This is a genomic window from uncultured Cetobacterium sp. (genome assembly GCF_947038635.1).
In the GTDB taxonomy this organism is placed as follows: domain Bacteria; phylum Fusobacteriota; class Fusobacteriia; order Fusobacteriales; family Fusobacteriaceae; genus Cetobacterium_A.
This window is the reverse complement of sequence record NZ_CAMQXC010000018.1, coordinates 1-15,881: the sequence shown is the minus strand read 5'-3', so window position 1 is coordinate 15,881 and position 15,881 is coordinate 1. Positions and strand designations below refer to the sequence as shown.

General features: G+C 29.9%; 12 protein-coding genes. All 12 read right to left on the bottom strand.

Going from position 1 to position 15,881, the window contains the following annotated elements; translation table 11 throughout:
- Positions 1-2 precede the first annotated feature (2 nt).
- Entirely contained in the window at positions 3-1,112 is a 1,110-nt protein-coding gene (alr, locus tag Q0V08_RS03510; RefSeq protein ID WP_297432120.1) for an alanine racemase, read from the bottom strand.
- 57 nt (positions 1,113-1,169) lie between these two features.
- Complete coding sequence (gene secF, locus Q0V08_RS03505) at positions 1,170-2,108, bottom strand: protein translocase subunit SecF (RefSeq protein WP_023050958.1); 939 nt, start codon at positions 2,106-2,108, stop codon at positions 1,170-1,172.
- 4 nt (positions 2,109-2,112) lie between these two features.
- Positions 2,113-3,333 carry a protein translocase subunit SecD gene (gene secD, locus Q0V08_RS03500; protein WP_040407381.1) on the bottom strand — a complete coding sequence of 407 codons (1,221 nt, stop codon included), beginning with the start codon at positions 3,331-3,333 and terminating at the stop codon, positions 2,113-2,115.
- A 16-nt stretch (positions 3,334-3,349) separates the two neighbouring features.
- Positions 3,350-3,769, bottom strand: a complete 420-nt coding sequence (ruvX, locus tag Q0V08_RS03495) for a Holliday junction resolvase RuvX (protein WP_023050960.1) — start codon at positions 3,767-3,769, stop codon at positions 3,350-3,352.
- A 16-nt stretch (positions 3,770-3,785) separates the two neighbouring features.
- Positions 3,786-6,392, bottom strand: coding sequence for an alanine--tRNA ligase (alaS, locus tag Q0V08_RS03490; RefSeq protein WP_297432116.1), 2,607 nt, complete (start codon positions 6,390-6,392; stop codon positions 3,786-3,788).
- 35 nt (positions 6,393-6,427) lie between these two features.
- On the bottom strand, positions 6,428-7,153 hold the full coding sequence (gene lptB, locus Q0V08_RS03485) for an LPS export ABC transporter ATP-binding protein (protein ID WP_297432114.1): 726 nt from the start codon (positions 7,151-7,153) through the stop codon (positions 6,428-6,430).
- Positions 7,154-7,162: 9 nt separating this feature from the next.
- Positions 7,163-9,919, bottom strand: a complete 2,757-nt coding sequence (gene lptC / locus Q0V08_RS03480) for an LPS export ABC transporter periplasmic protein LptC (protein WP_297432112.1) — start codon at positions 9,917-9,919, stop codon at positions 7,163-7,165.
- 9 nt (positions 9,920-9,928) lie between these two features.
- Entirely contained in the window at positions 9,929-12,553 is a 2,625-nt protein-coding gene (gene mutS / locus Q0V08_RS03475; protein ID WP_297432109.1) for a DNA mismatch repair protein MutS, read from the bottom strand.
- 14 nt (positions 12,554-12,567) lie between these two features.
- Positions 12,568-13,506: a tRNA dihydrouridine synthase DusB gene (gene dusB, locus Q0V08_RS03470; RefSeq protein WP_297432107.1), complete on the bottom strand. Its 939-nt coding sequence runs from the start codon at positions 13,504-13,506 to the stop codon at positions 12,568-12,570.
- Between the two features lie 157 nt (positions 13,507-13,663).
- Complete coding sequence (tsaD, locus tag Q0V08_RS03465) at positions 13,664-14,674, bottom strand: tRNA (adenosine(37)-N6)-threonylcarbamoyltransferase complex transferase subunit TsaD (RefSeq protein ID WP_297432105.1); 1,011 nt, start codon at positions 14,672-14,674, stop codon at positions 13,664-13,666.
- Between the two features lie 103 nt (positions 14,675-14,777).
- The gene (gene pflA, locus Q0V08_RS03460) at positions 14,778-15,503 is read right to left on the bottom strand and encodes a pyruvate formate-lyase-activating protein (RefSeq protein ID WP_023050967.1); all 726 of its coding nucleotides are present in this window, start codon (positions 15,501-15,503) and stop codon (positions 14,778-14,780) included.
- Between the two features lie 26 nt (positions 15,504-15,529).
- On the bottom strand, positions 15,530-15,881 hold a 352-nt coding region (locus Q0V08_RS03455; RefSeq protein WP_297432103.1), incomplete at its 5' end, for a glycine radical domain-containing protein.

Sequence of the window (15,881 nt, the reverse complement as noted above, 5' to 3'; positions counted from 1 at the left end):
CTTTATAATTTTCCTATTAAGCTATTCACTAAGTAAGGCTTTCCATGTTTTAAATAAACTCTACTAACCCTTCTACTTAGTCCAGTAAATAACTCATAAATAGAAGACCCAACCATTATTGATTTATCAAAAATGTCCTCTCCCATTACAGTTACTTCATCTCCTGCTTTTACTCTACCTTTTAATTCGTCTGGTATTCTTACCATAAGCATATCCATACAAACCTTACCTACTATTTTACAAGGAACACCATGAATTTCAATTGTTCCTTTATTTGAAAGTTCTCTTCTGAAACCATCTGCATATCCAACTGTTATTGTTGCAATCAGATCATTTTTATATCCTTTACCTACTCTTCCATAAGATATATCTATATCCTCTTTTAGCTCTTTTAAAAAAAGTATTCTACTTTTTAAAGTAAAAACTCTTTTTAAATTTTCTATAACTCCCTCTCCATAAACACCATACATAATTATTCCAGCTCTAACTAAATTACTTTGAGGAATTTCAGAAAATTTTAATATCCCTCCACTATTAAGAATATGGATATATTTTATCTCTTCTAACTTTTCAAAATCTCTAAATTTTTCTAACTGCTTTTTTGTATAGTTTATTGATTCTTCATCTGATTCATCTGATACTGATAAGTGTGAATAAACTCCAACTACTTCTATATTTTTTTCTCTACATATATCTATAGCTACTTTACCTTCTTCTACTGTAAACCCAACTCTACCCATTCCTGTATCTACTTTTATATGTACTTTTAACGAAAGTCCCTTTTCATTAATATATTTAATTTGAGAAAGATCAGTCAAAGTAACTTGTAGATTTTTTTTCTCTGCTTCTTCTAACTCTTCGTTAAAAATTCCTGCTAAGATTAAAATCTCATCATCAATGTCGTTATTCCTTAGTTCTATCCCCTCTTCTAGAGATGAAACTCCAAATATTTTTACCCCCATTTTTGAAAGTTCTTTTGCTATTGTGACTGCTCCCATTCCATAGGCATCTGCTTTTATAATGGCCATTATGTCTCTGTCATGAGATAGTTCTTTTATTTTTTTTATATTATACTCTAAGTTATCTAGATCTATCTCTGCCCACGTTCTCATTTTTTCCTCCAACTCTTATTAAGTAGATTAAGCCACCTTTTTAAGGTGGCTTTTTTGTTATACTACAATTTTCTCTTCAGGGTGTGAATTATCATCATCGTCATCTTTTTTAGGTTCATATTTATCGTCTCTTTTCTTTTCAAAAAGATATACTAAAGGTGTTGAAATATATATTGATGAGTAAGTTCCCACTCCAATTCCCACTAAAAGTGTTGTTGTAAATGTTCTTAAACTATCTCCACCAAAAACTAATATTGCAACTAATGCTAATAATGTTGTAACTGAAGTATTAATTGATCTTACTAAAACTTGATTTAAACTTTTATTTAATACTTCTCCAAAAGTTAAATCTGATTTTTTTCTTAAACTCTCTCTAATTCTATCATATATTATGATTGTATCGTTAATAGAGTATCCTAGTATTGTTAGAATAGCTGCTATAAACGGTGTATCGACCTCATACCCTAACAATGCTATAACTCCTAAAGCTGCAGTAACATCATGTAATAATGTTAAAATTCCAGCTATTGCAAATTTAAATTCATATCTCATTGTTATGTATAAAACTATTAATAATCCACCTATTGTAAGAGCATAGATTGCTGATGTTTTTAACTCTTCACCTATTGTTGCTCCTACTTTTTCAGCTCTTTCTAATTTATAATCTCCTAATGTTTGAAGATTTGTTAATAACTTTTCTGTTTCTTTATCACTCATTTCAGCAGTTCTAATAATAACATTATTATCTGCTTGAGAAACTTGGACTTTTCTTGCAGTTGATGAAAGTTGTGGAATCTCAACTGCTAACTCATCTAGCTCTTTATTTATATCTGTTAATGTTATATTATTAGTATAATTTAGCTGAATTAAACTTCCACCTGTAAAATCTATTCCATAGTTCAATCCTTTTACTAAAAACATTCCTAGGAATATTATAAAAGATATTGTTGATAATGTTATCCATTTTTTACTGTGCTTTATTACCTCAATATACATTTACTTACCCCCTTTTCACACCGAAGAACTCTGTTCTTTTTATTTTAAATAAATCCACTGTTGTTGTTAACAGAACCTTTGTTATGAAAATTGCTGTAAGCATTGACGCCACAGTTCCAATTGTTAAAGTTACTGCAAATCCTTTTACAGTTCCTGTTCCAAACATAAATAACACTAAAGCTGTTAGTAATGTTGTAACGTTAGAGTCTATAATTGAAGCTATTCCTTTACTAAATCCAAGTTTTATAGCACCATTAATTGTACTTCCTAATTTTAATTCATCTTTTATTCTTTCAAAAATGATTACATTGGCATCAACTGCCATACCTGCAGATAGTATCATACCCGCTATTCCTGGTAATGTTAATGTTGCATCAATAAAATTTAACATTGCAAACATTACAAGTCCAAAACTTAGTAATGCTAAATCTGCTACAAATCCAGGTAGTCTATACATAATTAACATGAATGTTGCAATTAATCCAACTGCTACCATAGCTGCCGTTTTACTCTGAGCTATTGATTCATCTCCTAAAGATGCTCCAACAATTCTCGTTTCAATTATTTCAGCTTTAACTGGTAATGCTCCTGCATTTAATAATGTTGCTGTTTTTTTAGCTTCATCTGGGGTATAACTTCCTGTTATAACTCCATTTCCACTTGGAATTTCACTATTAATCGATGGTGCTGTTTGAACTTCTCCATCAAGTGTTATAGCTAATCTTTTTCCAATATTTTCTCTAGTTATTCTAGCAAATTCTTTTGCGCCCTCTATATTCATTTCAAATTGAATTTGAGGTCTTCCTAGATTATCATATGAAACTTCTGCTTTTTTTAGTGCTCCACCTGTTAATAGTGTCTCACCTAAAGAACCATCATCATTCATTATTTTAAACTCTAATAATGCTGTTTTTCCAATCATCTTTACTGCATCATCTGAGTTTGTAATTCCTGGTAATTCTATAATAACTCTATCCATTCCTGCTCTTTGTACAACTGATTCCGCTACTCCAAGACCATTTATTCTTCTATCTAAAACTTCTATCAGTCTATTCATAGCATCATCATCTAGCTCTGTCCCATTTTCTGGTTGAGCTTGTAAAACTACATAAACCCCACCTTTTAAGTCTAGTCCTAGTTTTGTTGGCTTCATAACTGCTAACCACCAAGAACACACTAGTATAACTAATACAAAAAATAATTTTGTCATCCCCTTAAAATTCATGCTAGCCTCCACTTAGTTATTTTTTCATGTCTAAGAAAGTCTGTAGTATAATAGCTGCTGCTACCTTATCAACTACTTTTCTTTTTTCTTTGGCTCCCCTTAGATTTGTTTCGTTTAACATTCTATCTGCTGAAACAGTGGAAAGTCTTTCGTCTATCTCAAAAAACTCTAATCCCTCAATAGACTTGTTTAATTTTTCCATAAATTCCCTTACTTTTTCTGCCTGACGTTTTTCTGTTCCATCTAAACTTTTAGGTATTCCTATAACTATCGATTTAGTATTTTCTTGTCTACACAGCTCAGCAATTCTTTTTACAGCTTTAGTCTTTCTTCTATCTATTACTTCTAGGGGAGTGGCAACCATTCCCATTAAATCCGATTTTGCCACTCCTATTCTTACATCTCCTACATCTAAAGAAAGATATCTTTTATACATAATTATCTTCCTCCATTTATAATGATTTTGCTAAAATCTCCTTTACAGCAGAAAGCGCTTCCTTAACTTTTGCTCCATTCTTTCCTCCAGCTTGTGCAAAGTCAGGTCTTCCTCCACCATTTCCTTCAGCTATTTTAGCAGCCTCTCTTACTAAGTCTCCAGCTTTAACTTTTCCAATTAAATCTTTTGTAACTCCAATAGCAAATATAGCTTTTTCATTATCCGATCCCAATGCGATAACACAACTTCCTAATTTATCTTTTGCTTTATCTACAATCTCTCTTAACGAATCTGCCTCTTTATCTTTAAAGTCTTTTACTAAAACTTTAACTCCATTTATCTCTTCAATCTCATCAAATAATGAGTTTGCTTCAAATGATGCTACTTTAGCTTTTAAAGTTTCAACTTCTTTTGATAATTCTCTTGTTTCTTCAACTACTTTTTCTGATCTCTCTTCAATTTTATGTAAATCTGTTTTTAAGTTTTTAGCAACTCTTTTCATAGTTTTTTCCATCTCTAAAACTGCTAAGTATGCTTTATAACTAGTTTGAGCTTCTATTCTTCTAACTCCAGCTGCAACTCCAGCTTCTGAAACAATTTTAAAGATTCCTATTTTTCCAATATTACTTATATGAGTTCCTCCACAAAGCTCCATTGAATAATCTCCTATTGAAACAACTCTTACTTCATCTCCGTATTTATCACCAAATAGAGCTGTTGCTCCTTTTGCTTTTGCATCATCCATAGACATTACTTCAGCATTTACAGATGTAGCCATAAAGATTCTTTCGTTTACTGCTTTTTCAACTTTTTCAATCTCTTCTGCTGTTAAAGCTTCATAGTGATTAAAGTCAAATCTTAATCTTTCTGCTCCACATGATGATCCTGCTTGCTGTACATGTGTTCCTAATACATCTTTTAAAGCTTGATGTAATAAATGTGTTGCTGTATGATTCTTTGCAATCTCTTCTCTTCTAACTGGATCTACAGTTAAGTTTAATAATGTACCTTCTACTAATTCCTCTAGTCCACTTTCAATTTCAACTATATGAGTGTAAATTTCTTTTTGTTTTTGAACATCTAGTACTTTTGCTACTAAATTTTCTCCCTCTATGATACCGTGATCAGCTTCTTGTCCTCCAGATTCTGCATAGAATGGTGTCTGATCAAAAATAAGAGCATACTTTCCATTTTCTAATTCTCTTGCACTTAAAAGAGTTGCAGGAGTCATTAAGTCACAGTATCCTGTAAACTCTGTTTTTCCATGCTTATCATAGAACTCCTCTATAAAGCTATCTTGTCCTTTTTCCATAACAACTGCTCTTGCTGACCTAGCTTTCTCTCTTTGTTCTTCCATTTTTTCTAGAAACTCATCTTTTGAAACTTCAATTCCATTTTCTTCGCAAATCTCTTCTGTTAACTCATAAGGGAATCCATAAGTATCGTAAAGCTTAAATGTTACATCTCCTGATAATTTTGTTTCACCTTTTGATTTTGCTATTTCTATTTCGTTCATAACTAGTTGCATACCTTGATCTAAAGTATTTGAGAATTTTTCTTCCTCTATCTTTACAACCTTTTTAATATGATCTATATTTTTTCTTAGTTCAGGATATGCTCCTTCCATTATATCTACAACTTTATCTACCATCTCATACATAAATAACTCTTTTCTTCCAAGAAGTCTTCCATGTCTTACTGCTCTTCTTAAAATTCTTCTTAGAATGTATCCTCTTCCTTCATTAGAAGGTATAACTCCGTCATTAACTAAGAAAGTAACTGCTCTTGCATGATCTGTTATTACTTTTAATGAGAAATCTTTTTCAGGTTCTGTTCCATATTTTGTATTTGTAAGTCTTCCAGCTTCTTCAACAATTGGAAATAATAAGTCTGTTTCAAAGTTATTTGATTTTCCTTGTACCATTGCTGCTACTCTTTCAAGTCCAGCTCCTGTATCAATATTTTTCTTTGGAAGTGGTTGTAATGATCCATCTTCCATTCTATTCCACTCAGTGAAAACTAAGTTCCAGATTTCAATAAATCTATTATCTGTTCCCTCATCTCCTAATTTAGAGTTTTCATCTCCTCCATAAGCTGGTCCTAAATCCACATGAATCTCTGAACATGGTCCACATGAACCTGTTGGTCCTGCTGCCCACCAGTTTTCAGACTCTCCCATTCTTACAATTCTTTCTTTTGGAAAATTACATTTTTCAACCCAAATTTTTTCTGCTTCATCATCTGTAGTAAATACTGAAACCCATAACTTATCCTTATCTAATTTTAAAACTTCTGTTATAAATTCCCATGACCAAATTATTGCTTCTTCTCTAAAATAATCTCCAAAAGAAAAATTTCCTAACATTTCAAAAAAAGTGTGGTGTCTAGCTGTTCTTCCAACATTTTCTAAGTCATTAGTTCTAATACATTTTTGGTAAGTTGTTACTCTTGGTGTTGGAGCCTCTTTTTGTCCTAAAAAGTATGGCTTAAACGGAACCATTCCAGCAACTGTTAATAAAAGAGTTGGATCATCTGGAATAAGTGATGCACTTTCAAAGTGCTTATGATTTTTCTTTTCGAAAAATTCTATAAATTTGCTTCTAATTTCGTTACCTGTTAACATCTTCTTGTTTCCTCCACTATATTTTTAAAATTTATTTAATCTAATTTAAAGTTTTCTCCTAAATATACTTTCTTTGCCATTGGATTAGAAGCTATTTCTTCAGGAGTTCCACTTATCAATACTTTTCCGTTAGCCATTATATATGCTTTCTCAGTTATAGATAACGTCTCTCTTACTGAGTGGTCTGTTATTAATATTCCTAATCCTCTTTGCTTTAAGTATTTAATAATTTGTTGTATATCCTCTACAGCTATAGGATCAACTCCAGCAAATGGTTCATCTAGCAATATAAAATCTGGATCATTAGCTATTGTTCTTGCTATTTCAACTCTTCTTCTCTCTCCTCCAGAAAGAGAATAACCCATCGATTTTGCTACATGTGTTAACTTAAACTCTTCTAATAACTCTTGCATTTTTTTTATTTGTTCGTCTTTTGGTAATCCTTTCATCTCCAATATAGCTAATATATTGTCTTCAACAGAAAGATTTCTAAAAATTGATGGTTCTTGTGCAAGATAACCAATTCCCATATCTGCTCTTTTATACATTGGATACTCTGTTATATCTACTTCATTAATAAAAACTTGACCTTTTTCAGGCTTAACTATTCCAGTTATCATGTAAAATGTTGTAGTTTTTCCTGCTCCGTTAGGTCCTAAAAGACCAACAATTTCGCCTTTTTTAACTTCCAAACTCACATCTTTAACTACTTGTCTTTTTTTATAACTTTTACATAATCCTTGAGCAACTATACTTCTCATAGATTCTCCTTATTTTTTTAAGATTTTATTATATCCTGAATTTATTTGATTTACATTTGTTACACTTTTCTTCTCATTTACTTTATAATCTACGAATACATTTCCTCTAGCTTTTACTTTATTAGTTTTTGTATTATAATCCGCTTCATCAGATGTTATTACAGATTCACCATCATCAACAACAACGTCTCCTCTTAACTCAATTATATTATCTTTATTTTTTATTTTAGCTTTTGTTGATGTTGCATTTAAAGTTTTATCTTTATCTTTTCTAACAATTACTACTTTTCCAACTAGATCAACAATCTCTGTATTCAGATTTCCTGTCATCATATTAGATGTAACTGTTGTTACTGTTCCATCTTTATCTTTTAATACTGCTTTAGTATTATCTTTTCCAAAAACTAATTTCTTTTCTGGCTGTATCTCTAAATAGTCTGAATAAAGCGTTGTTCCCTCTTTTTCAATCACTGCATTTTTTCTAATCTCAACTCTTTGTATTTGATTTTTACCTTGAGCATCTTTTTTGAAGTATGCTCTTACAAAATCTCCTTTAAAGTTTACAGGTACCCCATCTTGATAAATTCTTCCAGAAACATTTCCTATAAAATCTAAATTCATATTATCTAAAGTTCCATCTACACGATCTCCTTTAAACTCTTCATTCAATTTTGATTTTATTAATACATTATTACCCGTTAAGTGACTTGTTTTTTTATCTAAAGTTCCACTGTTACCGAATATATCATAATCATCATATTTTATTTCAAAAGCTTTTGGAGATTTTGCTATTTCTGTATTTTTATTGTACTCTAACTGATCTCCTTTTAAAGTTGTTTTTTCGTCTTTAATTTCTGCATTCTTTTCCAAAACAAAATTCCCTTGAGAAGTAAAGTACTTTATTATATCACTTTTTAATGTATTCTTCACATCTTTTCCATTAAATTTTTCACCAGTGAATACTTTTTTATCAGTTTCGTACACTCCGTTGTACATTTTTCCAGAACTTTTTTTAACAGTGTCCTCAAATATAATTTCACCTGGAATGTATATTTTTTGATCTTTTATCTGATAATCTGCTGAATTAGCATTAGCTATTATGTCTCCACTTTTTAAAACTAGCTTGTCTTTTATTTTTACAAACTCATTTTCTTTAAATTCACCACTTGTTGATATTATTTTAGTTTCACCTTTTTTATCAAAAGCTACTAAATCTTTTTCAACTAAGCCTACTCCTGTTTTCTGATTAAAATCTAAATTTATTCCTTCAACAACATTATCTGTGCTTGTATACTTAAATTGACCAAAAGATTTAAATACCTCAGTTGTTAAATTATACTCTCCTTTTAATCCTTCAAAAGTATCCTTTTCCTTTTTTCTTTTTAAAATATATTTATCTGGCAAATATACAAAACCTTTTTTTCCTAAATAATCTATCTTTTGACTTTCAAAAATATAGTTATTATCTTCAAAGTAAGCATCTCCATCAACTAAATAACTATCCTCTTGTCTATCAAAATCAACTCTATTTCCCGAAGCATATTGATTTTCTATATTATTTTTTATACTTCCTTTTAGTACATACCCTTTACCTGTAATTTTATTGTAAAAGAAATTCTCTCCTTTACTATTATATTTTTCACTAAAATATGTATATCCATCTTTTAAATATAACTCACCAGTTTCTGTTAAATAAATTAAATTTTTTGTTAAGATTTTATTCTCTGGACTTGTATATTCTACATTTTTATCACTAATTAACTCTAACTCTTTTGTATCTGTTGCATATATTGCCATATCTGTTAATAGCTTTCCACCATTTTTATCACTACCTTGAACATTACCTTTTAAAACAAATTTTCTAGTTACTTTATTATATACTCCATCATCACCTTTAAAAGAGTATGTTCCATTAGTTCCTGATATTTTCCCATTAAAGTTAATACTATCTCCACCATCTGAAGTGATACTTTCCATATCTATTTTATAACCATCAGCTAATACATAAACATTCTTGCTTATTTTAAAAGATTCTGTTTTATCGTTTAATACTAAATCATCTCCATATAATTTAATACCATTATAATCTAACATAAATGAGTTCGAAGTAGTTAAAACATTTGTTTTAGTATCATATTTTAGACCTTTAAAATTTCCACTTAATATTCCTGATCCACTTCCAAAATTTGATCCTGACAAAAATGAATTTCCTTCTATATTTATAACCTTATCTTTATCATTATATTTTGCATTTTCAGCTGACAGTGTCATATTTTTAGTTTTAAACTTTACGTCTCCAGATAAAACTACATTTTCCATTTTAGTATCACTTTTAAAATTTTTCCCTGATACTTCTATTCCCTCAGATTTATTAATTGCTGTAACACCTATTGTAGATTCTACTTCTCCATTTTCTTTATTATACTTAGCTTCTTGAGTTTCAAACTCCCATCCATTTAAACTCTTCCCTAAGATATTAGATTTTAACAATAAATTTTTTCCTGCATCTAAAAAAGCGTTATCTCCAGTTAAAACCATACCATCAATTATAGCTTTTGCTTTTTCAAAAGTTGTTTCGTTAGTTTTTAAAAAATCTTTCTGTTTATCAGCTTCAATATGATACCCATCAGTATCATAAATAGCTCCAGTAGTTTCTACTACCTCTTCTTTTTTTTCTATTTTCTTTTCATTACCGAAATAATTGAAATATCCCAAAACCAATACCGCCACTATAATAACTCTATAGGCTATTTTCTTTTTATTCATACCGCCCTCCTAGTTTAAAATACGTTTCAATTCATTTAACTTTAAAAAGGCATCAAGTGGTGTCATTTTATCCAATTCAGCCTCTCTTAAAAGACGTAATACTATTTTTTCCTCATTTTCTAGCTGTATAATATTTTCTTCTTCTTTTTTTATAGGTTCCTCTTTTGTTTCAGGTTCAAATTCTCCAAATAATATCAATTGTTCTTTTTTTACTTTTCTTTCTATTATCATTTTTCTATTTTCTAAAACTCTCAGCATTTCTTTTGCTCTATCTAGAATTTCCATTGGTAATCCCGCTAATCTTGCAACTTCTATTCCATAAGATTTATCAGCTCCACCTTTTACAATCTCTCTTAAAAATAGAATCTCTTTCTCATCCTCTTTAACTTCAATTCTAAAGTTTGCAGATTTACTTAACTTTGATTCTAATTGAGTTAACTCATGGTAATGTGTTGCAAAAATTGTTTTAGCTTGAATGTTATCATGAATATACTCTGTTATTGCTGTTGCAATTGAAATTCCATCAAATGTTGACGTTCCCCTACCTATTTCATCTAATATAATAAATGAATTTTTAGTAGAACTATTAACTATATTAGCAACTTCACTCATCTCTAACATAAATGTTGATTGTCCAGTAACTAAATCGTCACTAGCTCCTATTCTTGTAAAAATTTTATCTACAATTCCTATTTTAGCATATTCTGCAGGAACATAACAACCCATATGTGCCATTATTAAAATTAATGCTACCTGCTTCATATATGTAGATTTTCCTGACATATTTGGTCCTGTTAAGATTATTAAATTTTTATCATTATTTAAAACAATACTATTTTTAACAAAATTTTCTCTTCCTACTAATTGCTCTACAATAGGATGTCTTCCCCCTATTATTTCTATATCTCCTTCTGTTGTTATCTCAGGTTTTATATAACTATTTTTTGTTGCTATATGTGCAAAGTTTGTTATAACATCTAAATAAGATAACTTATAGGCTAACTCATGAAGTATACTTCTAAAATTTTTTATTTTCTCAGAAATCTCTTTAAAAAGATGATATTCTAAATTCTCTATTTTATCTTTAGCGTTCAGAACTTTTTCCTCATAAATTTTTAAATCTTCAACAATATATCTCTCTGCATTAGCTAAAGTTTGTTTTCTTATATAATCAGCAGGAACTAAATGGATATTAGCTTTAGTTACTTCTATAAAATATCCAAACACTTTATTATATTTTATTTTTAAACCTTTTATCCCCGTTCTTTCTCTCTCTCTATTTTCAATCTCTAAAATTGTATCTTTTCCATTATTTGATATACTATGTAGCTCATCTAACTCGGTATTATAACCATCTTTTATCATTCCACCTTCTCTAATAGAAAATGGAACCTCATCTTTTATACTACTTTCTATCAAATTATAGATTTCAACTAATTCATCTAAAGCTATCTCAAAAATAGGATTCCCTTTTAAAATCTTATATATCTCTAAGCTATTTAATATTGATTTTTTTAAAGCTACTAAATCTCTTGCGTTTTCATTTCCTAAAACTAATTTTCCAATTATTCTTTCTATATCATATATATCTTTTAGTTTTTCTCTTACCTCTTCTCTTAAAAGAACTCCTTTATAAAAAAACTCGATATCTTTCTGTCTTTCAAGAATTATGTCTTTTGAAGTTGAAGGATTTTTTAAAAAATGTTTTAATAATCTACTACCCATAGAACTTCTACAGCTATCTAAAATCCATTGTAAAGTTCCTAGAACACCATTTTCTCTATTTGATGCTACAACATCTAAATTTCTTTGTGTTGTAAGATTTAACTCCATTATATTTTCGCTTCCTGTATAAATTATCTTATCTACAGGAATTTCATTTCCTTTTTGTAACTCTAATACATATTCTAAAACCATTGCAGCAGACTCAATGGCTCCAACCTTATTGTTCAAATCAAAACTATCTAAAGAGATAACTTTAAAATATTTTTTTAAAAACTCTTCACTTTTTTTTACTTTTAAATATGAACTAATATTTATTTTATTTAATTGAGCAAATTGTTTTAATTCCTTTTCTAAATCTGTATATGAATTTTCATCTATTAAAACTTCTCTCGGAGATATTTTATTTATTTCTCCTAGTATTTTATACACATAATCTTCTGTTTTCTTTTTCTCACTAGCTACAAATTCTCCAGTTGTTATATCTATGTATGTTAGTCCTATTGTTTCTTTTTTTACAACAATTCCCATCAAGTAATTATTACTTTTTTCATCTAAATATTCAGTATCTATTATTGTTCCAGGAGTTATTACTCTTACAACTTCTCTCTTTACAATACCTTTAGTTGCTTTTGGATCCTCTACTTGCTCACATATTGCTACTTTATATCCTTTAGCCACAAGCTTACCTATATATCCAGCTGAAGAGTGGTAAGGTATTCCCGCTAGTGGAACTTCTATTCCTTTTTCTTTATTTCTACTTGTTAATGTTAAACCAAGTTCTCTAGAAGCTATAACTGCATCTTCAAAAAACATCTCATAAAAATCCCCTAGTCTGAAAAATAGAATATTATCTTGATTTTCTTTTTTTATCTCTTTATATTGACTCATTAATGGTGTATCTACTGACAAAAAATCACGTCCCTTTATTTTAAATTTTCCTTAGCTTTTTCCAATAACGCTATTAATTCATCATAGCTTTCTATTTGATTTATCGCTCCTTTTAATGCCGCTCCATTTCTTATTCCTTTTAAATACCAACAAAGATGTTTTCTAAGCTCAAACAAAAACTTCTTATTTGGATTATCTAATTTACCTTGAAGCGCATGTCTAATTGCCATGTCTAGTCTCATCTCTGGAGTAACTTCTGTTATAACTTCTCCTGTTTCAAACTTTTCTTTAATCTGCTTTATTAACCATGGATTTCCACATATTCCTCTAGCTAACATTATTCCATCAACTCTTGAATGCTTAACTCTTTCATAAGCATCTTCAGCTGTAAATATATCCCCATTTCCAATAACCTCTATATTAACACTTTCTTTTACTTCTTTTATAAGGTCCCAGTTTGCAGTTCCACTATACATCTGCTCTCTTGTTCTTCCATGAATTGTGATATGTTTACATCCAGCTTCTTCAGCTATCTTACCTACCAGTCTATGTTGCTTTAATCCTTTGTAACCTACTCTAGTTTTTAAAGATAAATTTACATCTTCAGGTATAGCTTCTCTTATTTCACATAATATTCTTTTTATTTGATCAGGATCTTCTAATAAAGCTGCACCGTATCCATTTTTTATAATCTTATTCACTGGACATCCTGCATTTACATCTATATGCTTTACTCCTAATTTTTCTGTTATATACTTTGCACTATAAACCATCTTCTCTACATCTTTACCAAAGATTTGAACAGCTTCGCCATCTCTTATTCTTAAAATTTGATTTAAAGTTTTTTCATTTTCCATTTCTAACGCATTTATACTAACCATCTCTGTAAACATCAAATCTGGTTTATAATCATCTAAAATTCCTCTAAATGTATAGTCTGTAACTCCTGCTAAAGGAGCAATATATATCTTCATTTTACCTCCAAAATTACACTTTACTATCTAAAAATTTTACCATATTTTCAAGAGTTTTTCAATGTCAAATACCTTGTAGAAGGACTTGTCTTAACTCCATTTTGTTGTATTAAAATTATATCATAAAATTTAAAATACCCCAAAATTTGGGGTATTTTTAATCTTTCATTATATCTAATGTCGCTTTTCCATTTAATGTTAAATCTGCAAAAATTGGTTCTTTTCCATATTTCAATTTATAATATGCCGCTTCAGCTATCATTGCTGCATTATCAGTACAGTAAGTCATCGAAGGATAATTTACTTTTATTCCTATTTTGTTTGCTCTTTCACTTAGCTCACTTCTTAATAATGAATTCGCTGCAACTCCACCTGCTATTACAATTTGTTTAACACCTTTATCTTGGGCAGCTTTTAATGTTTTCTTACAAAGTATATCTACTACCTTTTCTTGGAATGAAGCTGATAAATCTTCAGATTTAAACTCTTCTCCTTTCATTTTAGCTTTATTTACAGCGTTTATAACCGATGTTTTAATTCCTGAAAAGCTAAAATTATATCCATCCACTTTAGGTTCTGGTATTTTTAAAGTCTCTTTATTCCCTTTGTAATAAAGCTTATCTACAATTGGTCCACCTGGATATCCAATACCCATAACTCTTGCTACCTTATCGTAACTTTCACCAACTGCATCATCTAAAGTTGCTCCTAAATTTATAAAATTATGTTTCTCATCTATATATACTATATTTGTATGCCCACCTGATACTACTAAAGCTATACATGGCAATTCTATATTATGCTCAATAAAGTTTCCATAAATATGAGCTTTAATATGATGAACTGGAATTAAAGGGATATCATGACCATATGCTAATCCTTTTGCAAAAGATATTCCCACAAGTAATGCTCCTATTAAGCCAGGTGCATATGTTACAGCTATATAATCTACATCATCCATTGTTATTTTAGCTTCTTCTAAACTCTCTTCTAAAATTGTAGCTATATTTTTAATATGATGTCTTGAAGCAATTTCAGGAACAACCCCACCATATTCTTTATGTATATCTATTTGAGAAGAAATGTTATTAGATAAAACTTCTTTCCCATCTTTTAAAACAGCTATCGATGTTTCATCGCAAGATGTTTCTATTCCTAATATAATCATTGATTTCTCCTTTTATATTTTTCTTTAATTATATCATATTTTTTATTAAAATATATAAAAAACTACCTTAGAACTTTTATGTTCTAAGGTAGTCAAAACTTTACTATTTAACTGATAAACCTCTACTTTTAAATATATTCTTTGCATTTTCAAATCTCTCAGCTGATAGCTGTTCAACTCCTTTTAAAGGATAATCCATTCCAATTTTTTGCCATTTATACTCACCTAAAGAGTGATATGGTAAAACCTCTACTTTTTCAAGATTATCAAAATCTTTTAAGTAATCAGCTAATTTTCCTAATAACTCATCATTATCAGTGATTCCAGGTACTACAACATGTCTTACCCACATCGGTTTCCCGATTTCCTTTAAATATTTTGCAAATTGAAGTGTTGGTTCTAATTCAACACCAGTTAACTCTTTATATTGTACTGGATCAATTGATTTTATATCTAGTAAAACAAGATCTGCGTACTCCAAAGCTTCTTTAACCTTATCATTAAATAAATACCCTGAAGTATCAATTGCTGTATGTATACCCTCTTGTTTACAAAGTCTCAATAGCTCCTTTACATATTCAGGTTGAGTTAACGGATCTCCACCAGTCACCGTTACTCCTCCTGTTTTAATAAAGTTTTTATATCTACAGATCTCTAAGAAAGTTTGTTCAGGAGTTTCCAAGAATTTTGCATCCTCTCTTTTCCAAGTATCACAATTATGACAGTATTTACATCTTAAAGGACACCCTTGAGTAAACACTACATATCTAATACCTGGTCCATCTACAGTTCCAAAACTCTCGTGTGAGTGAATAAATCCCTTTTTCATTTTCTTAGCACATCCTTTTTTAATTATTACATATTTCCGTTAATTGTTCTTGATATAACGTCTAATTGTTGCTCTTTTGTTAATCTTACGAAGTTAACTGCATATCCAGATACTCTGATTGTTAATTGAGGGTACTTCTCAGGGTTAGCCATTGCATCCTCTAATAACGCTCTATCAAATACGTTAACATTTAAGTGTTGTCCTCCATCAGCTGTGAAGTATCCATCCATTAATCCTACTAAGTTCTCTACTCTTTCCTCTCTAGACTTACCTAAGGCTCCTGGAGTTATAGCGAATGTGTAAGAAATTCCATCTTCTGCATGGTGGAATGGTAACTTAGCTACTGAAGCAAGTGCTGCTACTGCTCCTCTTGTATCT

Bases quoted from the DNA above. Each gene is read 5' to 3' on its own strand.
- alr (WP_297432120.1), bottom strand. From the start codon at position 1,112: ATGAGAACGTGGGCAGAGATAGATCTAGATAACTTAGAGTATAATATA.
- secF (WP_023050958.1), bottom strand. From the start codon at position 2,108: ATGTATATTGAGGTAATAAAGCACAGTAAAAAATGGATAACATTATCA.
- secD (WP_040407381.1), bottom strand. From the start codon at position 3,333: ATGAATTTTAAGGGGATGACAAAATTATTTTTTGTATTAGTTATACTA.
- ruvX (WP_023050960.1), bottom strand. From the start codon at position 3,769: ATGTATAAAAGATATCTTTCTTTAGATGTAGGAGATGTAAGAATAGGA.
- alaS (WP_297432116.1), bottom strand. From the start codon at position 6,392: ATGTTAACAGGTAACGAAATTAGAAGCAAATTTATAGAATTTTTCGAA.
- lptB (WP_297432114.1), bottom strand. From the start codon at position 7,153: ATGAGAAGTATAGTTGCTCAAGGATTATGTAAAAGTTATAAAAAAAGA.
- lptC (WP_297432112.1), bottom strand. From the start codon at position 9,919: ATGAATAAAAAGAAAATAGCCTATAGAGTTATTATAGTGGCGGTATTG.
- dusB (WP_297432107.1), bottom strand. From the start codon at position 13,506: ATGAAGATATATATTGCTCCTTTAGCAGGAGTTACAGACTATACATTT.
- tsaD (WP_297432105.1), bottom strand. From the start codon at position 14,674: ATGATTATATTAGGAATAGAAACATCTTGCGATGAAACATCGATAGCT.
- pflA (WP_023050967.1), bottom strand. From the start codon at position 15,503: ATGAAAAAGGGATTTATTCACTCACACGAGAGTTTTGGAACTGTAGAT.